Below are 19,623 nucleotides of genomic sequence, written 5' to 3'. Positions count from 1 at the left end.
TTAACTCCTTTAAAAAGCTTGAATCCACTCTTTCACATCGTACTCAGTCCAAACCCCATTTACCCAATAAGGATCGGCTTCCACCAATTCTCGCACGGCCGCCTCATCTTCTGCTTCGTAAATTGCAAAAACTTTTGTTAAATCTTTTGTAGGCCCGATCGTACTTAACACGCCCGATTCCTTCTGCTTAGCCAATCCGGCTAAATGAGCGTCTCGAAACGGAGCGCGTTTTTCGAGAACGTCTTCGCAGTAACTTCCCCACATCACATATTTGGTCATATTTTTTAGCCTTAGATGAATTTGTTTAAAAGTTATTGTACAATAATAGTAGCAGGATTTGACGAGTTTTTATAGGGTAAAATTGATTAACCGCAGAGGGCGCAGAGGTCGCTGAGGAAGAGAGGGGAAGAAGAGAGAGGTTTGTTAGAGAGAAGGAGGTTACTATGACTTTATTAGACATTCGTCTGCTGACAGTTCATGAATATGACCGGATGACGGAAATTGGTATTTTTGACGAAGATGAACGGGTGGAATTACTAGCAGGACAGATAGTAAAGATGGCAGCAAAGGGAACAGCTCACGGTGCGGCGATTGCGCGCACGAAGATATTATTGGATAACCGTTTAGGAGAACAGATTTTTGTGCGGCTGCAAGACCCGGTTCGGATGAATAATTACTCGCAACCTGAACCGGATATTTCTGTAGTTATACCAGATCCACTTTACTATGAAGACCACCATCCAATTCCTTCAGAAATTTATCTGATTATTGAAGTTGCGGATACTACGCTGAGAACGGATTGCGGGATTAAAGCGAAAATTTATGCTGAGTCGGGAATTACTGATTATTGGGTTTTGGATGTGAATAATCGGCAACTCCACGTTTTTCGAGAACCGAGTCAGGATGGTTATCAAAGTCGGGTGATTCTTGCGGATGGTGATAGTATTTCTCTTTTGCGGTTTCCTGATAGTTCTTTTTTTGTGCGGGAGATGTTGCGGCCGTTAAGTTATTAACTTGTTCAACAAATTTAGGACTCGCTTGGCCACAGAAACCGGGTTTCTCTGTTAATAGTTGGTTGATGGCGGTACATCTTGGAAGAAACCCGGTTTCTTAGTCTTTGCGTGTAAGAAATCGAGAGAGGGCAGGCACTTTTAGCACCGCCCCTACAATTAGCTTCTCAAACTAACGCCGAATTTCTCAACTAAAACATCGCGCACTTTTTGTTGGGCCGGTTCGACATCGGTTTCGCTCAAAGTTCGATCGCCCGCGCGGTAAATTAACCGAAAAGCCAAACTGCGCTGTCCCGCCGGTACGTTGTCGCCCCGATATTCGTCGAACAATTCCACTGAATCCAGCAAACTACCCGCCGCCTTTTTCATCGCACTCTGCATCTCAACAACCGGAACTTCAATCGGTGCGAAAAACGCAATGTCTCTGTCAGAAGCGGGGAAACTCGAATAATTCGCGAATTTGCGAGTTAAGTTGTGCGATCGCCCTAATTCACCCAACAGCACCGCTAAATCTAATTGAAACACGTAAACCTGCTCAGGCAAATCCTTTTCCTGCTGCAATTGCGGGTGCAACTGTCCAAAAACCCCTAAATGTTTCCCGTTTAACGATAACGCAGCCGTGCGGCCAGGATGCAAGCGTGTATTAGAGGAATCGCTTTGATATTCCACCGACAAACCCAACTCTTGAAATGCGCTTTCCAAAATACCTTTTGCCTCAAACCAAGTCAAAGGTCGATCGCGCCCTCCCTGCTGCCATTTCCACACAGTCGGATCGCCGCCGATAATCCCCGCAACTGCATCGGCTTCCTTCATTGCATCCCCATCTTTCCAGAAAATGCGGCCGACTTCAAAACCGTTTAGTGCGCCATTTCCCTGTTCCAAATTGTACTGGAAAGCATCAATCAAACCCGACAGCATTTCTGTCCGCAAAGCCGAATACTCCACAAACAGCGGATTCGCCAGCACCACCTGATTGTCTCCCTCTGTTTTCACCAAAGAATAGTGCATCAACTCCGTCAAACCGGCCGCCCGAAAAGCAGATCGCACATTCCGAATTGCCGCGTATTCCGGTGACAGATAACCGGGTTCCGTTTTGCTGGGCAAAGTATCGCAGAAATTGTCATAACCGTGGAGTCTGGCAACTTCTTCAATTAAGTCAATTTCCCTTTCTAAATCGCGGTAACGGTAAGGAGGAACAGTTATCCCAAACACCCGTTCTTTTTCCGTTGGAACAACTTCGCATCCCAAGGCTGTCAGAATATTTTTTACCTCTTCCGGTTCCAGATATTTAGAACCGCCCGTTTGTCCTCTTTTCAACTGCCCCAAAACCAGATTTACTCGGTCTAAACGCAATTCGAGCGATCGCGAAAAACTCAAATCCTCGCCCGAACTCGCCGTTTTCTGCACCGTCGCAGTGCCTCCAGCCAACTCCAAAATTAGGGCAACAGCGCGGTTGCAGGCCGTCGTCAAGGCCGCCTGATTCACCCCCCGTTCGTAGCGGATCGAAGCCTCGCTCCGCAGGCCTTGAGCGCGCGCAGAACGGCGAATCGTTGCCTGGTCAAAAATCGCGGCTTCCAAAACTAAATTTTGCGTTCCTTCGTGAACTTCCGTATCTTCGCCACCCATTACCCCAGCTAAGGCAACAGGTTTGTCGCTAGCCGTAATTAACAGATTTTGAGCTTGCAAATTGCGGTTTTGTCCGTCCAAAGTTTTGAAGGATTCCCCTGATGAAGCAAAGCGGACGCCGATGCTGATATCTTGAGTACCCGTGAAAGATTGTAGGCGATCGCGATCGAAAGCGTGCAGCGGTTGTCCCCATTCCAGCAAAATGTAATTAGTTACGTCAACTACATTATTAATTGGCCGCACTCCCGCCGCCTGCAACCGCTGCTGCAACCAAGCTGGAGAAGCAGCAATTTTCACACCTTCAATTGCCGTGCCGATGTAAATCGGGCATCCTTGCGGTTCGGATATTTCTACTGCCAAACCAGGAGTTTCTTTGCCCTCAATCGCCACACCATTCGCTTCGGGAATTCTCAAACTCGCCCCAGTCAGCGCCGCCACTTCCCGCGCTACACCCACCATGCTCAAAGCGTCAGCCCGGTTGGCCGTTGCTGTCAAGTCTAAAATCACGTCATCTAAACCCAAAAGCGGGCGAATATCGCTGCCCAATTCGGGATTTTCTAACTCAAAAATGTGAATCCCGGCTGACTCTTTAGATAGTCCCAATTCTGCCAGGGAACAAATCATTCCTTCGGAAGGAACGCCCCGCAATTTAGCAGGTTTAATCTTTAAATCAATAGTCGATAAATAAGTGCCGACAACAGCGACAGGCACGTAAATGTCTGCTCTAGCGTTGGGTGCGCCGCAAACAATATTCAAAGCTTCACCAGAGCCGACATCCACTTGACAAACTCTCAATTTGTCTGCATTCGGATGCTGTTCGCAGGCGATGATTTTGCCCAAAACTACACCGCTTGCCCACGGGCGGCGGTCTTCGATATCTTCGACTTCAAACCCGGCCATTGTCAGGGTTTCGGCTAATTCTTCCGGGGATATCGACACATCCACCAATTCCCGCAGCCAGTTTAGAGAAATACGCATAATTTAGTCAGTAGTTAGTTGTCAGCGATCGGTAGTTATTAGTCATTAGTCTGCGCCGGCAGGCTTCGACTGTGCAGTCACAGAATTGATTCGGCAAAGCCTTTACTACCATAATAATTTAAATTTGTCAATAGTTTTGCGGTATACATAAGCAAAAACGAGCGATCGGCCCAAAGGTAGATGTCTACTGGGGGATGAGTAGCATTCTCATTCCGAGAATGAGGTATGCTAGATACATCTAACAAGGCAAAAAGCACTTAAGTTTAGAAAGACTTTACACAAAAAAGCACAACTTTAGCAAGTCTTTAAACTATCTTCAAGGATAATCAACCGAAAAAACTCACTGCAGCGAGATAATCAAAATAGGGAAAAGATATCGGCATAAAAGACTTAGGTGCAATTCCAATTCGCAATCGAAGGCACGGCTTGCCGAAACCTGATAGATTAGTATGTCTACCAGAAGCAGGAACAGGCTATTTGTGCAGTCGAGCGGCGCTGACAAGATCAGAACAACATAGGCAAACTCAATCAATATGAGCTACTGCGTAAATCCGGGCTGTCCCCATCCTCAAAACCCTGCTGACTCTATTCTTCAGTGTCAGACTTGCGGCGCGCGGTTATTGCTGCGCGCTCGCTACCGAGTTATTGAACCGTTAGGACAAGGAGGTTTTGGAGCTACTTTTCTGGCAAAAGACATCTCTTTGCCCGGTCAACCGAGTTGTGTAGTCAAGCAACTGCGACCCAGTAGTTCGTCGCCGCGAGTTTTAGAAATGGCGCGGGAATTATTCAAGCGAGAGGCAAAAACCCTCGGCCAACTGGGCGACCACCCGCAAGTACCGAGGCTGCTAGACTATTTTGAAACCGAACAGCAATTTTACTTAGTTCAAGAGTATGTTAGAGGCTCGACTTTGAAACAAGAAGTCAAGCACTCAGGCCGTTTCAACGAATCTGACGTTAAAAATTTTCTATTAGAAATTCTGCCAGTAGTGCAATATATCCACAGCCAAGGAGTAATTCACCGAGACATCAAACCCGCAAATATTATTCGCCGAGTTCAAGACGGGCACTTAGTTCTGATTGATTTCGGAGCGGTAAAAGACCAAGTTAGCCAAACAATATTATTAGACCCCGCCGACCAAAGCGCCAACACGAAATTTTCAGTCGGCACATTTAGTTTTGCTCCGCCGGAACAAATGGCGCTGCGGCCGATATTTGCCAGCGACATCTACGCGGTGGGGATGACTTGCTTGTACTTGTTGACAGGAAAGTCGCCCAAGGATTTAGATTTTGATGGAGTAACCGGCGAAATTGTTTGGCAGCCCCACGTTCAGGTCAGCGCATATTTTGCGCGGATTCTCGAAAAAATGCTAAAGCCGATGGTTGGCCACCGCTTCCAATCGGCAGCAGATGTCCTCAGAGCTCTCTCTGGCGAATTTGAAGACCCAAGTCTTGTCGATGGCTTGGCAACTCAATTCAACGGCTCTTCTCGTACTGTTGAAGAACCGACAATATTTAATGACGAGGGTTCTTCGTGGTCACCGCCGAGGAGTAAAATTAATCAAGATTTACGATCGAACCACACCCGCGCTGGTAGAACTTCCTTGGGCCAATCTGGGAACACGGGGATGCAGCCCAGAGTTTCCCGGACTCTGGCTGAGTCCGGCAGAACTTTCGGAACGGTTGGACATTCTAGCGACAATTTAGCAGCGTCAAAGGTATCGAAAGTTGCTCCTAAGTGGGACACCAACAGCTTGCGAGCGGCATATTTTAAAGGCAAGCGCGATTTTGCTGACTGCGAACTGTCTGGCCTGCAACTGCAAAAATTGCAGTTAGCGGGAAGTAATTTTTATCAGGCTAGGTTGGTGAAGGCAAATTTGCAAGCAGCGGATTTGTCGGGGGCGAATTTGGGTCACGCCCGGTTAATTCAGGCGAATTTGCGAGATGCTAATTTGACTGAGGCTTATTGCAGCACTGCCAATTTTGAAGGGGCGGATTTCCGAGGTGCTGACTTGACGGGGGCTTATTTGACTAAGGCGAATTTGCGGGGAGCAAATTTGTGCGGGGCGAATCTTACCAACGCTACAGTTTCTGACGAACAACTGGCAATGGCAAAGACCAATTGGCTTACTGTTAAGCCGGATGGTAAGCGGACTTTTGGATTTTAAGCAGTCATTTGTCAGTAGTCAGTAGGCAGTAGGCTGTAGGCAGTTGTCATAAGTTAACAGTCAACAGTCAACAGTCAACAGTCAACAGTCAACTCCCCCAGTCAGGTGAGTCGTCAGGAGGAAGTTCGATCGCCGATCGGCCGCCTAAATTAAAAACTAGGAATGGAGGATTCGATCGCACCTAAACATGAAACTGCTCAACCGCCGCACTCGAACGCTTCTGTACACCGGCATCCTGGCGCTGGCCTACTTTGTTACCGGAAAACTCGCAGCGTCGATGCTGGGACTGGTGAAAGCCGAAGCCTCCCCCGTGTGGCCGCCCGCCGGTATTGCTCTAGCGGCACTGCTACTGCAAGGGCGACGGATGTGGCCGGGAATTGTCCTCGGTTCAGTGCTGTTAAACTCTACCGGCGGTGTACCGTCGGCTGTCATTGCCACATCGGCCTTTAGCGTCACCCTGCAAGCGCTGGCTGGAGAGGCTTTGCTGACTTGGAGCGGATTTTCTACTAAACTCGATCGACTGCGAGATGTTCTGGCTTTAGTAGCGGGGGCTGTCATCGGGTCTACTTTACTAGGCTCTATCCTCGGCAACTTGGGTACGTGCATTTTTGGTTGGGCTCAGTGGAGCAATTTCTCTCGCAACTGGTGGACTACGTGGCTGGGAGACGGTATGGGAATTTTGATTGTGACGCCTGTGCTCCTGACTTTGAACCACGCGGTTAACAGTTTTAAATTTCCACTCAAACTGAGATGTTTCATTATTCTCAATTACTTGTTTAGGAACAGGCAAGATGCCTGTTCCACAAGAGATGAATTTTCTTGTGGAACAGGCATCTTGCCTGTCCTTGATAATGGTGTAAAATGTGAGATAAAACCTGGGATTATTTCAAGTTTAAAAACATTTTTTAACTGGGACAGTTACCCATCACAAGTTACAAATTATTCCAGGAGATTTTCGGCAAAGTCAAACCGCTATAATCTTCTATTTTTAATTGTTAATTATTCCGAAATCGCGCTCTGGCTGACTCTCTTGCTGAGCGTGAGCTGGCTGTTTTTTTGCTCAAAAACACAAGCGGCTATCGCTCTGTATCCGCTGGAGTATCTGCCTTTTCCTCTGATAGTTTGGGCCGCTCTGCGGTTTCAACCGGCAGGAGCGATTTTTGCTTATTCGATCGTCTCTTACATCGCGATTTGGGGAGCAGTACAGGGAGGCGGCCCGTTTTTGGCCAAAAGCGATAATCTCAAACAGGCGGTTTTATTTTTACAAGCTTTTACCGGTACGATCGCCCTTGTGGCTCTGATGTTGGCCGCCGCCGTAGCAGAACGCCAGCAAGCGCTCTTTGAGGTGCGCCGCACGGCGGCCCGGCTGCGCGATCGCGAAGCTAGTTTAGCCAACGCTCAGCGCATCGCTCAGTTGGGAAATTGGGATTTAAATTGCGCCGCCCTCACAGCAACTTACAACTGCCAAGAATCCGCAGAACATCATATATCCCATATCGAATTGCGGTGGTCAAACGAACTTTACCGCCTCTTGGGTTTTGCTCCTGGAACTGTCAAACCGACACCATCCGTTTTTTTGCAAGCTGTACATCCAGAAGACAGAGAATTGGTGGCGCGATCGCAGCGCCAAGCTATGTTGGAACGCCAAGCCTATTGCATTAACTACCGAATTGTGCTGCCAGATGGCTCCGAACGCACTGTCTGCGAACAGTCGGCAATTGAGTCAGGGGCGATCGCCGCCACAGTCCAAGACGTTACCGAACGCCACCGCGCGGAAACCGCTTTGCGGGCGTCCTCCGATCGCGATCGCTTGCTCTCAGAAATCGCCCTGCGAATTCGCAACTCCCTCGACCTCGAAGAAATTCTCAATACTACTGTTGCCGAAGTCCGGCAATTTTTCAAGGCAGACCGCGCTTTCATCGGTATTGTGGACACGGACGGGGTAAATCTTCCTAGCCCGGTGTACGGTAAGGTTGTGGCTGAGTCTGTGGGAGGCCAATGCCGTTCTCTTTTGGGGTGGGTACTCGCTGACGAGAATCAGCTCGAAAACCAGAAAACTTTTTATGCTAACAACCGCGTCCGAGCTATCTCCGATACTGCTAGCGTTCAACAGAGCGTTCCAATTGCCCAATTGTACAGCGATTATCAAATTAGAGCGACGTTAAATGTGCCGATCTTCCTGGGGGATGAATTGTTCGGGATCTTGGCCGTCAACCAGTGTTCCGGGCCCCGCCAGTGGCAGGAATTTGAAATTGATTTGTTGGAAAAACTCGCTACCCAAGTGGCGATCGCCCTACAGCAAGCCCAACTTTTGCAGCAGGTAAAAGCTCTCAATGCCAACTTGGAATCTCAAGTGGAGGAACGCACCCGCCAACTACAGCAAAAAATGCACGAGTTGCAAGAAAGCAACCGCCTGAAAGACCTATTTTTGCACGCAGTTTCTCACAATCTCCGCACTCCTGTTATGGGAATGTTAATACTGCTGAAAAATTTGCTCAACAAATCGCCCTCTGACTCTCTACAAGATGTTCCGGTTTCTCGATCGATTTTGCAGCGCATCGTTCAGGCCAGCGAACACCAGTTGACTATGGTTAATACCCTGCTCGACGCTCACGCTAGCGAGGTGAAAGGGATTGTTCTCCATACTGTACCGCTGCATTTGCCGTCTTTAGCTTCAGCCATTGTTGCCGATTTAGAACCGATGCTGGCCAAAAATCAAGCAACTTTGACGTTTGAAATTCCGGCGGATTTGCCACAAGTCAATGCCGATCGCCAACACTTGCAGCGGGTGCTAGAAAATCTGTTGACTAATGCTATTAAACACAATCCTCCGGGAGTCAATATAACTTTTAAAGCCGAGGTAATTGAAGTTGAAACAGCGCTAAGTTATGAAGAAAATTCCCAGGCTTTAACATCTCCAACTACTCAGATTGCCCGCTGTATCGCTAACCGGATACCTGCTGCGGGCGATCGTCCTAGGATGGGCGAAACCACCCAGAAAAATCAGGAAACCCTGGCCAAATTCAACCTCGACGGCAGTTGCAAAATGCCCCGCTATCAGGGCCAAATTGGCAATATCGGCAGCAAATTGCCGGGTGTCACCGTAAAAATGGTTCGCTGTACTGTAACAGATAATGGAGTGGGAATCAGCGCCAAACAGCGGGAATCTTTGTTTGAACTTTACGTTCAAGACCCTAATAGCCGACAATTAACAGGGTTGGGTTTGGGATTGTACCTCTCCAAGCAAATTATCAAAGCTCACGGCGGCTCGATCGGCGTCGAAAGCACTCCCGGCGGTGGTTCGACTTTCTGGTTTTCGCTACCTGTTGTCAACTCGGACGATCGATCTTTGTCAATCTAAAATCTCAAATCTAAAATCTAAAATGATATGAAGTCTTTGGGCAAGGCAAAATCAGTTCAGGCATTAACAGTTTACGAGGTGTGGCGCGATCGCTTCCTCCGAGATCGGCTGCGCCCTGCTGTCGGAATTGCCATCTTTTTTGCCTTCACAATAACGGTCTATTTTGTGGGCGAAAGATTCTTAGCTCGCCAGGAGTTTGAAAGTGTTTATTTGTACACTAGCGCTGCTGTAGAATTGGGTTTGTTGACCTGTTTTGTATTGCAAAAAACCTCCTTTGGACAGCGCTATCCCGGTTTGCTATTTTTGGGTTTTTCGTGGTCGCTGACGGTGGTTGTACAGATTGGGCTAGCTGTCGCACAAGTCGGGGACTTACCAATTTTTACCTGGAGTTTAGCGTTTCTGATCCAAGCTACGCTGATGCCCGTCCGCTGGCGCCTCCACCTAATTTCTCAACTCGGCGTTTTGTTTTGCCACGTCGGGATAAATTTGGTTTTAAATCTAAGTTTTGCTAAGTATACTGCTTTTAAGTTGACCGGGTTGTACTTGTATTTGTTTTGGTTTTGTTTGATTTGCGATTTGTCGGTTTATTGGTACGAATGTCTGCAACGGAAAGAGTTTAGTACCAGGCGTGAGTTGGAATCTGCTTACCAGCAGTTGGAGGCGGCGGAGGCGAAGTACCGCAGCATTTTTGAGAATGCGGGCGAGGGGATTTTTCAAAGCACTCCCGATGGTCGTTATATTACTGCCAATCCAGCTTTGGCGCGGATTTACGGCTGCGATTCCCCGGAAGAAGTGACGACAAAGTTTACTGATATTGAGCGGCAGTTGTACGTCGATCCGGCTCGCAGAAATGAGTTTTTGCGATCGATCGAGGAAAGCGGCACAGTATCGGATTTTGAATCTAAAATTTACCGCTGTGACGGCAGTATTGTCTGGATTTCCGAGAAGGCGCGGGCGGTACGAGACAGCAGCGGCGCCCTGCTTTATTATGAGGGTTTAATTGAGGATATCACGCAGCGCAAACAAGCACAAGAATCGCTACGGCTGTTTATCCACGCTCTTTCTCACGACTTGCGAAACCCGGTAGCGGGAATGTTAATGGTACTGAAAAATTGGCAAACGAAAACCGGGGATTCGATCGCAATTCCCCGTTCTATTTTGGAGCGGATGATTCAAGGTAGCGAGCAGCAATTGCGCTTGATAAATTCGCTGTTGGAAGTTCACGCCGGGGAATTGCGCGGTTTGGTTTTGCACTGCGAATCGGTTGACTTGAAAGCGATAGTTGAAGCTGCTGCGACAGATTTGGAACCTTTAATGAATGAGGGTAAAGCTACTTTTAAAAATTTATTGCCGGATGATTTGCCAGCCGTGAATGCGGACAAAACTCAGTTGTGGCGTGTGTTCTCTAATTTAATAGCTAATGCTTTGAAACACAATTTTCCGGGACTGAATTTAACTGTTTCTGCTCAAGTAATTAATGGGGAAAAATTAACTATAAATCAAAGCACAGCAAAACAAAACATCGACAAATTACCGATTACTAATCCACAATCCCCCATTACCAATTCCCAATCCCCAATCCCCAATCCCGGAAGTAGGATGATTTACTGTACCGTGAAAGATGACGGGGCGGGAATATTGCCGGAACAGTGCGAACATCTTTTTGACCTTTACGTTAGGGGCGATCGATCCCGACACTCCGTTGGTTTGGGTTTGGGTCTATATCTTTGTCGGCAAATTATTGGTGCTCACGGCGGCCAAATAGGGGTAATTAGCACTCCCGGTGCTGGGGCAAGTTTTTGGTTTACTTTGCCCCTGGCTGAGAATTTTAGGTAATTTTTTGGTATTTTAAATTACATTTAATCTAGCAATTGTGCCAAATATTTAGAACGTTATTAATTGCTGAAACCATTGCCAAATATGCTTCTTCGTTCTGCAGTGGCTATACTTGTGTTGTGCCGTCGCAGGTTCTTTTTGAGTGCTTCAAGCCAAATCTATCGCTCGGAATATTTCGCTCGGACTATTGATATTAATTTAAAACCGTGGTATAGTGACCCAAATGTTTTTAAAGGAAAAAATAAATTTCCGATCTTCACATTTTCTTTAGAAACATCATTTAATCTAGAAAATCTCTAAAACTAGATAAAAAATATGCAATTTATGTTTGTCGAGCAAAGCTCAGAAAATACAGCTAAGTACGACTCAGCTAAGTACGACTCAGCTAAATATAACGAGCGGTCGTTCTCAACTTTAATTCGGACTCTCCGTCTTTCCCAAGGTTACTTTTCTTTCGTTTTAGTCAACTGCAACTCGCTGGCTTTGCGGCAGCAAATAGTCGATCGGCTGCAAGTAAATTGTCCCGTGAAACCGCGACAACTGTTTTTGCCCAAATCGGCGACAACTCTCTACACGACAATCGCAGCAGAAATAGATGGCGAAAAGCCTCCAGCTTTAATGCTCCTCGGTTTGGAATCAGTGGAGCCGATCGATCGATTGCTCGTTTCTACCAACCTATTATGCAGCGAATTCAGCAAAAAATTTTCCTTTCCCCTCGTCTTTTGGGTGACGGATGAGATCCTGAGAAAAATCATTCGCACCGCCCCGGATTTATACAATCGAATGACGACAATTAGATTTATCAGTAATTAGTAATCAGCCCATCGATTTTAGATTTTAGATTTTAGATTTTAGATTTTAGATTTTTAACAGTCAACAGCCCATCGATTTTAGATTTTAGATTTTAGATTTTAGATTTTAGATTTTAGATTTTTAACAGTCAACAGTCAACAGTCAACAGTCAAAAGCCAACTGTCAACTCTCAACAGTCAACTGTTAAATTCCGCTTCCCAAATCAGGACTAATTCTCGCGCCGCCGCAGTTCCCTCAGCAGGAAAACTTGCCAAAAAGTCTTTATCAGCCCCCACGTCGTAAGGCCCTTCCTTAAACTCCAAAATCACAGTATCCTGTGTCAAAGCTACTAACGTTTGACACTCTCCGGGCTAAAGCCACGGAGATTCTTAAGACTTAAGTCTTAAACGCGCTGTCAAATCGCATCTACACGCTCGAAACAACTACTTGGACGAGAAGTATTGCTGTTGCGCTTACTTTTGTTTTTAGATCGCTTTCTGATTCCATCAATAATCCAGTTAGGTACGCTCAACGACTCACTATTACGTGTTTGGACAGGCTCGGCATTGCCGAGTAGCGATCCAACCCAGGAGTTTCACCTTATGAAATCGTTTCAACACGTAGATGGTTGTTCTTACTTGCCTGTCTAAATTATAAACTTTAGCTGAGGATTTATTAGATATTTTAACAAAGTTTTATAATTAAAGCCGTCAAGCTTATGACGGGGCTTCAAACCCAATTTTTTGGTGAACAAATGGGCTAGTCTGGGATCATCGTTATCAGCATCTCTTGACACATGGAAATCGCAACTCAGGTGCGTATCACTAAGGCAATGCGTTTGTCAAGTATCTTTAGAAAAAGTATTAGCCCGATCGCCCTTTTGACTATTCTAGTCTGCGCCAATACCGTTTTTGCATCTGAACCGACGGCGGCACTGTTGGTTCAGCAGCAATTCTCACAGCAGCAACTTAAAGAAGAAATTCGCGATCGAGTTCAAGAAGAAGTTGACATTGCCTTCGGGCGCACGGCGGTACTGCTTAACGGGCTGGTAATTGCCCTAACTTTGTTTCCGGCAGCAGCCGGAGTCGGGGTTTGGTTTCTGTTGAGCAAATTGTCCAAGCAGACAACAATTGCCCGCCAAGAAATTGAAAGTCTCCATTACGATACAATCTCTCAATTAAAACTATTAATTTCCGACGCTGAAACTATCTTAGGCGAAATTCAACACCAAAATCACTCGGCAGAGGCAGAAACAGACCTTTTATTCCCCGATGCCCAAATTCAAGAATTTGCTCCGGTTAACTATGGCAATTACCAACAGCTATTGACGGCCGCCGACTATGCTAAACAGGGAGATGCTTGTTTCTTTGAAAACCGTTATCAAGATGCGATCGCAGCTTACGATCGGGCCCTGCAAATTCAGCCGGATTTAGCCGATACTTGGAATAACCGAGGAGTAGTGCTCACAAGAATGCAGCGGTATCCAGAGGCGATCGCCTCCTACGAACAAGCTACTACAATTCGCCCCAATTATCCCGACGCTTGGAACAATCGAGGCGTGGTATTGTTGGAGTTGCAGAAGTACCAGGAGGCGATCGGCTGTTACGAACAGGCAATTCAAGCCAAACCCGATTATGCCGATGCTTGGAACAACCGAGGCGTTGCGTTTTCCAAAATGCAGGAGTACGAACAAGCAGTAATTTCTTACAATCAAGCCCTACAAATTAAAAATGATTATACTGACGCTTGGAACAATCGAGGCGTTGCACTCTCCAAATTGCAAAAATACGAAGCTGCGATCGCATCCTACGACAATGCGGCTAAAATCCGGCCTGACTTTTACAGAATTTGGTACAACAAAGCCCGATGTTATGCACTACAAGGTAAAATTGAATTAGCCATTGAAAATTTAAAGCGCGCCCTCAATCTCAATCCCAATGTGTGTAAAGAGTTGGCAAAAAGTGAAGCTGATTTGGAGAAGATTCGCGAACACGACGCATTCAAGCAGTTGATTAATTGATCGGAACTAAGTAGATGAGTGGGAAAATACATACAGCCTATTCCAGGTTTATGGAATGTAGGGACAAAGGTTTTCGCCGTTTCCCTACGGAGATATGACGCTAGGCGGGGGTACTTCATAAGCGTGGAATCTGCTGTAATACCAATTTTAAAAAAGAATGCAACAGTATTCTTCTTCCCCCCGCAATGCAGCGGGGGGCTAGGGGGGGTCGAAGAGTGTTGCACGATTTTAGAGAATTAGTATTACTTCTGTTTGATTACTACCAAAGTAATGTCATCAAATACTTTTTGCTCCCCGATGTATCGTCGCACGTCGTCAATAACCGCTTGCTTGATTTCTGCTGCTGACAGTTCCCTGTTAAGGACAACAACTTCAATCAATGGCTCGATACCGTATTGATTTTTCTTCATATCAAAAGCTTCGGTAATTCCATCTGTGTAGAGTATGACAACATCCCCCGAATTCAACTGTATTTCAGTAGAAGCAATGAAATCGGCAATATCTGCTTCCAAGGCGATGGGAAACCCTAACTCGATGGTATCAATCCGCTCTACTTCGCCGCCGTCACGAACGACAATCACCTCTTCGTGCTGTCCGCTCAAATGCAGGGTGTTGTCCCGATATTCTAGCAAAGAAAGGCTCATATTTTTACCGGAATCCATGCGCTCTACGTTATCAAAAAGCGTTTGGTTGACTGTCTGTAATAATTTAACGGGGTCGGTTTCCTTGTGAACCAGCAAAGTGCGAATTGCTGTTTGCGCCATAATCATTAACACGCCGCTTTCTAAACCGTGTCCTGTCACGTCGCCGATCCCAATGGTGGCTTTACCGCCGTGATTTAGTACGTCGTAGTAGTCGCCACCAACTTCATCAGCCGGTTCCATGAATGCAGCAATTTCTAGCCCTGCAATTGACTCTAATTCCTGCTGTTGAGGCAAAATCATTTGTTGCAGGCGGCGGGTTACGTCTAGTTCGGCACTCATGCGAAGGTTTTCTACTTTTAGCCGTTGGTTCAAAACCAATATTTCTTTATTAGCTTGGGCTAATTGTGCGGTGCGTTCTTCTACTTTTTGTTCTAGGGTTTGATAAAGTTGGGCATTTTCTAAGGCGATAGATGCCTGGGAAGATAGGAGTTTTAAAACTTCTATTCGCGCTGGGGTAAATACTTTTTCTGCTAGGTTGTTTTCTAAGTAAACTACGCCCATGAAGCGACCTTGATTGATGATGGGAGTACAGAGTATGGATTTGGTTTGATGGGCAACAATATAGGGGTCTGCGGCAAACATTGCCTCGGTGGTAGCATTGTTTAAGACGGCAGGTTTTTTGGTTCTTTCAACATAGTTGATGACGCTCATGGGGAGGATTTCGGGGAGGGGCAGATGGGGGATTTGTGAGAGGGTGATGTTGTCGCCTTCGACTTGTCCGACGGCTTCTACGGTGAATGTGTTTGAGTGTTTGAGCAGCAAATATCCGGTTTGTGCGCCGGCATTTTCTATGGCGATTTTGATTAGTTTTGCTAGCAATTCACTGAGGACTATTTCACTGGAGATGGCTTGGGCGGCTTTGAAGACGGAGGCTAAGTCAAATCCTTCTGAATTGCCGCTGCTGGTGATGATGGTGGCTAAGGTGAGGCTGGTTTCTGGGGGTTTTTGAGCGTTGATTTTGGCGAAGAATTGCGGATATCGGGTTTCTAAGTCTTTGACTTTGGCTTTGGCTCCCCAGCGGATGTAGCAGTAGTATGCTTCTAGTAGGAAGAAGCGGGCCATGTTTTCTTGGCCGCGAGTTAGGTGAAATTCGCCGGTGAGTTCGTTGGCGAGGGCTTCTTCTTGGGTGTATTGCTGTTCTCTGGCTCCGGTGATGGCCGCATCGTAGAGGGTGAGGGCTGCGGGGTAGTCTCCTAAAATTCGGGCTTTTTCGGCTTCTACTAGCTCGTATTTGTGTTGGTAGTTGGCGGGGCAATTGTTAGCCCAATATCTCATTGTTTGTTGATTGGTGGCTACTTGTTCGAGATATTCTGTCTGTTCGGTTTCGCTGACGTGGGGATATTGAGCGAGGAGGCTGAGGGAGTAGTAAAAGTTGAGTTGTGCTGTAGCCATCAGACTGCCAGCAGGTGCTTTATATTTATCTGATTCTCGAGCATTCTCAACTGCCGCTTCTGGTTCTTTAAATAAATATGAAAGGAGGGTTTTAAAATAGTATAAAAAAAATAAGTTAAAATAGTTATTCATTTGTAATGCAGCTTTAATAAAAACTTTTTCATTATATTCATCACCAGTTAACTCAGTTGGTCGGTTTGAGTGACCCAGCAAATTCAAAATAAACTGCCGAATCCTATTTAAACCTTCAATAGAATAATCTTGTTTAAGATTTTGAATCAAATAAAGATATTCTCGACTTTCAGCTTCTAGAGATTCTAAGTCGCCTCCCAAATACAATTTATGCTCGTGATAGCTCAAAATTGCATAGCCGGCATACTCTAAATTTCCGGTTTCTAACCCACTATTAAAAGCCTCTTGCAAATAGTCTATGGTTTCCCTAACATGGTTTTTCCAGTGTTTAATAAATGCGTTAAAGCACTGTAGAACAATTGCTTTTATTTTTTGGGCATTAAATTGGTCCAGCAATCTTAAAGATAACTGACCAAATCTATATCCTGAGTCAATATCTCCAAAAGCACTCAAAAACATACCATAATTAACGTAAACGCTAGCAGCTAAAGGAGGATTGCCGTAATTTAAACAGATATCTACCATTGCAGATAAAAGCCGATATCCTAATGCAGGATTCGTCATATAAGAAGCAGGATTAACTTTTAAAAGAATCAAAATTGTGGCAAACTGATAAGGATCGGTCATTTCGGGAAGGTCTGCTAAATCCTCAATTTGTTTGTTTTCTTCTGCCAGTTTTCTTAAAATTGCCTGAATCAAAATTCCGGGAGATTCCGACATTTGAGACAGCGATACTCCCAATTTTTCCAGAACTTCCAGTCCTGTCTCTATTGCTTCTGAAAACCTATATTGAGAAATATAAGACTGAATTTTTACTTCGTAAACTTTCACCCTATCTAAAAGCGTTTTTGCTTCTTGTAACACAATTTCTAAAAGCTGCTCTGCCTGTTCAAAATTGGCGTTTAAATATTCAGATTCTACGGTTTCCACATAAATAGGCAGCGTTAAGTCATAATCACTCTGCCAACTATCGGCAGCCAGCAGTCCCAAACTGATATTAAAATAATTAACCGCCGCTTCAAAAGCTGCGGATGCTTTAGCTTTTTGACCTGCAATCAAGTTAAGTTCTGCTAACAGGTTTTTGTCTGACTGGGTAGCTAGTAGCGGTAATTCTTCTGTGGTTGTCTCTATGCCAAAATTCAATTGATTAACCAGGGCAAAAATATTGTTTTTGCGTTCTTCTGCTGTGGTATTTTGCAGCAGCAATTGACCGATTTGGAAGTGAGTTGATTTTTTATCGGTTTCGGGAATCAGAGAATAGGCAGATTGCTGCACTCTGTCGTGCAAAAATTTGTAATCTACTTTCACATCTTGCAGTCGCACTGATTCAGATTCCGACTCGACAAATACCAACGGAATTTTGTAGGCTTCCGACAGGGGCAAAATCAAACCCGCCTGAAGCGCTGGCCACAACTGCGCCCCCGTTACTAATTCTGATGCTTCGTTGACAATGGCTAAAACATCTAAGTTGAAAGTGTTGCCAACGCAAGCGGCAAGTTTTAAGGCTTTCTGAGTAACCTCTGGTAGCTTTTGAATGTTTCTAGCAATGAGTTCGACCACATTTAAATCGGTAATGCCAATGGCTTGGATTGCCTCGATATCCCATTGCCATTTATCGCTGCTGGCTTCATAATGCAGCAGGTTTTCCAAGGCGAGGGTTTTCAGCAGTTGGGTTAAAAAGAAGGGGTTGCCTTGGGTTTTGCTAAATAGGAGTTGTGAAAAGGATTGAATGCGTCTTGTGGCTGCCGATTCATTGAGAGTATCGGCAATCAGTTGGCTAACATGATTGATGGCTAAAGGTTGGACGGTGATGTTGTTGAGATTTGCCCCGGATTCGCGGATTTTTTCTAAGGTTTGAATTAAAGGGTGAGTGGGGTTGACTTCGTTATCGCGATATGCTCCAATAATTAACAAAAATTGGCTGTCAGAGTCACTCATCAGCAGTTGCATCAGTTTCAGGGAGGCTGCATCTGCCCACTGTAAGTCATCTAAAAACAGGACAACGGGGTGTTGGGGCTGACAAAAGACTTTGAGGAATTGTTGAAAAACTCGATTGAAGCGGTTTTGTGATTCTGTTGGCCCTAATTGTGGCACTTCTGGCTGCGAACCGATAATAAATTCTACTTCGGGGATGACATCAATAATGACTTGGGCGTTGGGGGTGAGGGCATCTAAGAGTTGATGTTTCCAACTGGCAATTTGTCCGGCATTTTCTGTGAGTAATTGGTTAATTAAGGCTTGAAAAGCGGTGATGATGGCTGAGTAGGGAATGTTGCGGTTAAATTGGTCGAATTTGCCGGAAATGAAGTAACCGCGTTGGCGGACTATGGGTTTGTGGACTTCGTTGACAATGGCGGTTTTGCCTATGCCGGAATAGCCGGAAACTAGGATCATTTCGCTGCTGGAAGGGGAAGGGGAAGGGGAAGGGGAAGGGGTAAGAGTTGATTCCTCGGTTTGATCCCCCCCGGCCCCCCTTGATAAGGGGGGAGTAAGAGTGGAGGAGGATTCTGCTTCTGAAGCATGGTTTTGAACCCCCCCGGCCCCCCTTGCTAAGGGGGGGGTAAGAGGTGTTGGGGTAAGAGGGGATTCTGCTGGTTCTAAAGCCCCCTTAGTAAGGGGGTTGGGGGTTAGAGATGTCGGGGTAAGAGTCGAGTGGCTAATTCTTTCAAAGGCGGCTAGTAATTCTATTACTTCCTGTTCGCGGCCGTAAAGTTTTTGTGGAATCAGGAGTTGGCTACCTTTGTCGCGGGTGGCAATGGCAAAAGGTGCTATTGTTCCCGTAGCAAGCAACTGATTTAAACAACTTTCTAAGTCAAATTTTAATCCCGCTGCGCTTTGATATCTCTCTTCTGCGGTTTTGGCTAAGAGTTTCATGACGATATCAGAAATAACTTGGGGAATTTCTCTAATTTCACAAAGTGGTAAAGGCTGTTTAGCTAAGTGACAATGTATTAATTCCATCGGCTCGACCGTGGCAAAAGGTAACTGACCCGCCAGCAGTTCGTATAAAGTCACTCCTAAAGAATAATAGTCGGTTCGGTAATCTACGGAGCGGTTCATTCGCCCCGTTTGTTCTGGGGAGAGATAGGCGAGAGTACCCGCTAGTTCCGAGGGGTTGCTAACAGATTGATTTTCTTGTTGCAGGCGGGAGGATATGCTAAAGTCAGTGAGTTTGACTTCGCCTGTGGTAGAGTTAATAATAATATTAGCCGGTTTAATATCTTTGTGAATAATCGAATGGCGGTGCAAATAATCTAAGGCATCTATTAAGACACTGGCAATTCTCAGAACTTCTGTTAAAGGGAAGGTTTGGTTAGTAAGTAACTGGTCGAGAGAGGAGCCGCCAAAATCTTCTAAGATTAGGGCAAAGCTATTGCGATAGTTTTCTAGGCTATAGACTTTGGTGATACTAGAACTGTCTAGGGGTTGGGCAATTTTGTATTCATTTCTGAGGCGGGTGACTTCTTCCAGAGTTGGGTACTCGGATTTGAGAAGTTTGACGATAACGGGTTGCTGGTCTGCTTCGCGGTAGCCTCGATAAACCAGACTTTTTACGCCGCTGTGAAGTTCTTGTACAATGCGATATCCGTTAAGTCCGAGCATAGTC

General features: G+C 45.8%; 10 protein-coding genes. 6 read left to right on the top strand and 4 right to left on the bottom strand.

What is annotated here, in order from left to right; genetic code table 11:
• Positions 1–9: 9 nt before the first annotated feature.
• Complete coding sequence (locus tag QT984_RS23880) at positions 10–279, bottom strand: YciI family protein (RefSeq protein ID WP_333210883.1); 270 nt, start codon at positions 277–279, stop codon at positions 10–12.
• Between the two features lie 164 nt (positions 280–443).
• On the opposite strand from QT984_RS23880, the gene QT984_RS23875 reads away from it, so the two are divergent.
• Complete coding sequence (locus QT984_RS23875; protein ID WP_333053900.1) at positions 444–1,013, top strand: Uma2 family endonuclease; 570 nt, start codon at positions 444–446, stop codon at positions 1,011–1,013.
• Between the two features lie 156 nt (positions 1,014–1,169).
• On the opposite strand, the gene pheT is transcribed toward QT984_RS23875, so the two are convergent.
• Positions 1,170–3,614 (bottom strand): phenylalanine--tRNA ligase subunit beta, encoded by a 2,445-nt coding sequence (gene pheT / locus QT984_RS23870; RefSeq protein ID WP_333375117.1) that lies wholly within the window; start codon positions 3,612–3,614, stop codon positions 1,170–1,172.
• 533 nt (positions 3,615–4,147) lie between these two features.
• On the opposite strand from pheT, the gene QT984_RS23865 reads away from it, so the two are divergent.
• The 4 genes from QT984_RS23865 to QT984_RS23850 all read left to right on the top strand — a co-directional run bounded on the left by QT984_RS23865 (position 4,148) and on the right by QT984_RS23850 (position 11,789).
• Complete coding sequence (locus QT984_RS23865; protein ID WP_333053896.1) at positions 4,148–5,779, top strand: serine/threonine-protein kinase; 1,632 nt, start codon at positions 4,148–4,150, stop codon at positions 5,777–5,779.
• 187 nt (positions 5,780–5,966) lie between these two features.
• Positions 5,967–9,140, top strand: coding sequence for an MASE1 domain-containing protein (locus QT984_RS23860; protein ID WP_333053895.1), 3,174 nt, complete (start codon positions 5,967–5,969; stop codon positions 9,138–9,140).
• A 27-nt stretch (positions 9,141–9,167) separates the two neighbouring features.
• Positions 9,168–10,976 (top strand): PAS domain-containing sensor histidine kinase, encoded by a 1,809-nt coding sequence (locus QT984_RS23855; RefSeq protein ID WP_333053894.1) that lies wholly within the window; start codon positions 9,168–9,170, stop codon positions 10,974–10,976.
• A gap of 315 nt (positions 10,977–11,291) precedes the next feature.
• Positions 11,292–11,789: a hypothetical protein gene (locus QT984_RS23850; RefSeq protein ID WP_333232756.1), complete on the top strand. Its 498-nt coding sequence runs from the start codon at positions 11,292–11,294 to the stop codon at positions 11,787–11,789.
• A gap of 176 nt (positions 11,790–11,965) precedes the next feature.
• Here the strand turns inward: QT984_RS23850 and QT984_RS23845 are convergent, their stop codons facing one another.
• Complete coding sequence (locus tag QT984_RS23845) at positions 11,966–12,112, bottom strand: hypothetical protein (protein ID WP_333053892.1); 147 nt, start codon at positions 12,110–12,112, stop codon at positions 11,966–11,968.
• A 452-nt stretch (positions 12,113–12,564) separates the two neighbouring features.
• On the opposite strand from QT984_RS23845, the gene QT984_RS23840 reads away from it, so the two are divergent.
• A complete protein-coding gene (locus tag QT984_RS23840) occupies positions 12,565–13,788 on the top strand; it encodes a tetratricopeptide repeat protein (RefSeq protein ID WP_333053891.1) in 1,224 nt (407 codons plus the stop codon).
• 242 nt (positions 13,789–14,030) lie between these two features.
• On the opposite strand, the gene QT984_RS23835 is transcribed toward QT984_RS23840, so the two are convergent.
• Positions 14,031–19,619 (bottom strand): protein kinase domain-containing protein, encoded by a 5,589-nt coding sequence (locus QT984_RS23835; protein WP_333375114.1) that lies wholly within the window; start codon positions 19,617–19,619, stop codon positions 14,031–14,033.
• Positions 19,620–19,623 lie beyond the last annotated feature (4 nt).

The sequence above is a fragment of the Microcoleus sp. Z1_B2 genome (assembly GCF_036700325.1).
GTDB lineage: Bacteria > Cyanobacteriota > Cyanobacteriia > Cyanobacteriales > Microcoleaceae > Microcoleus.
Note: the sequence above shows the minus strand (reverse complement) of the source record. Positions and strands in the feature narration are given on the sequence as shown.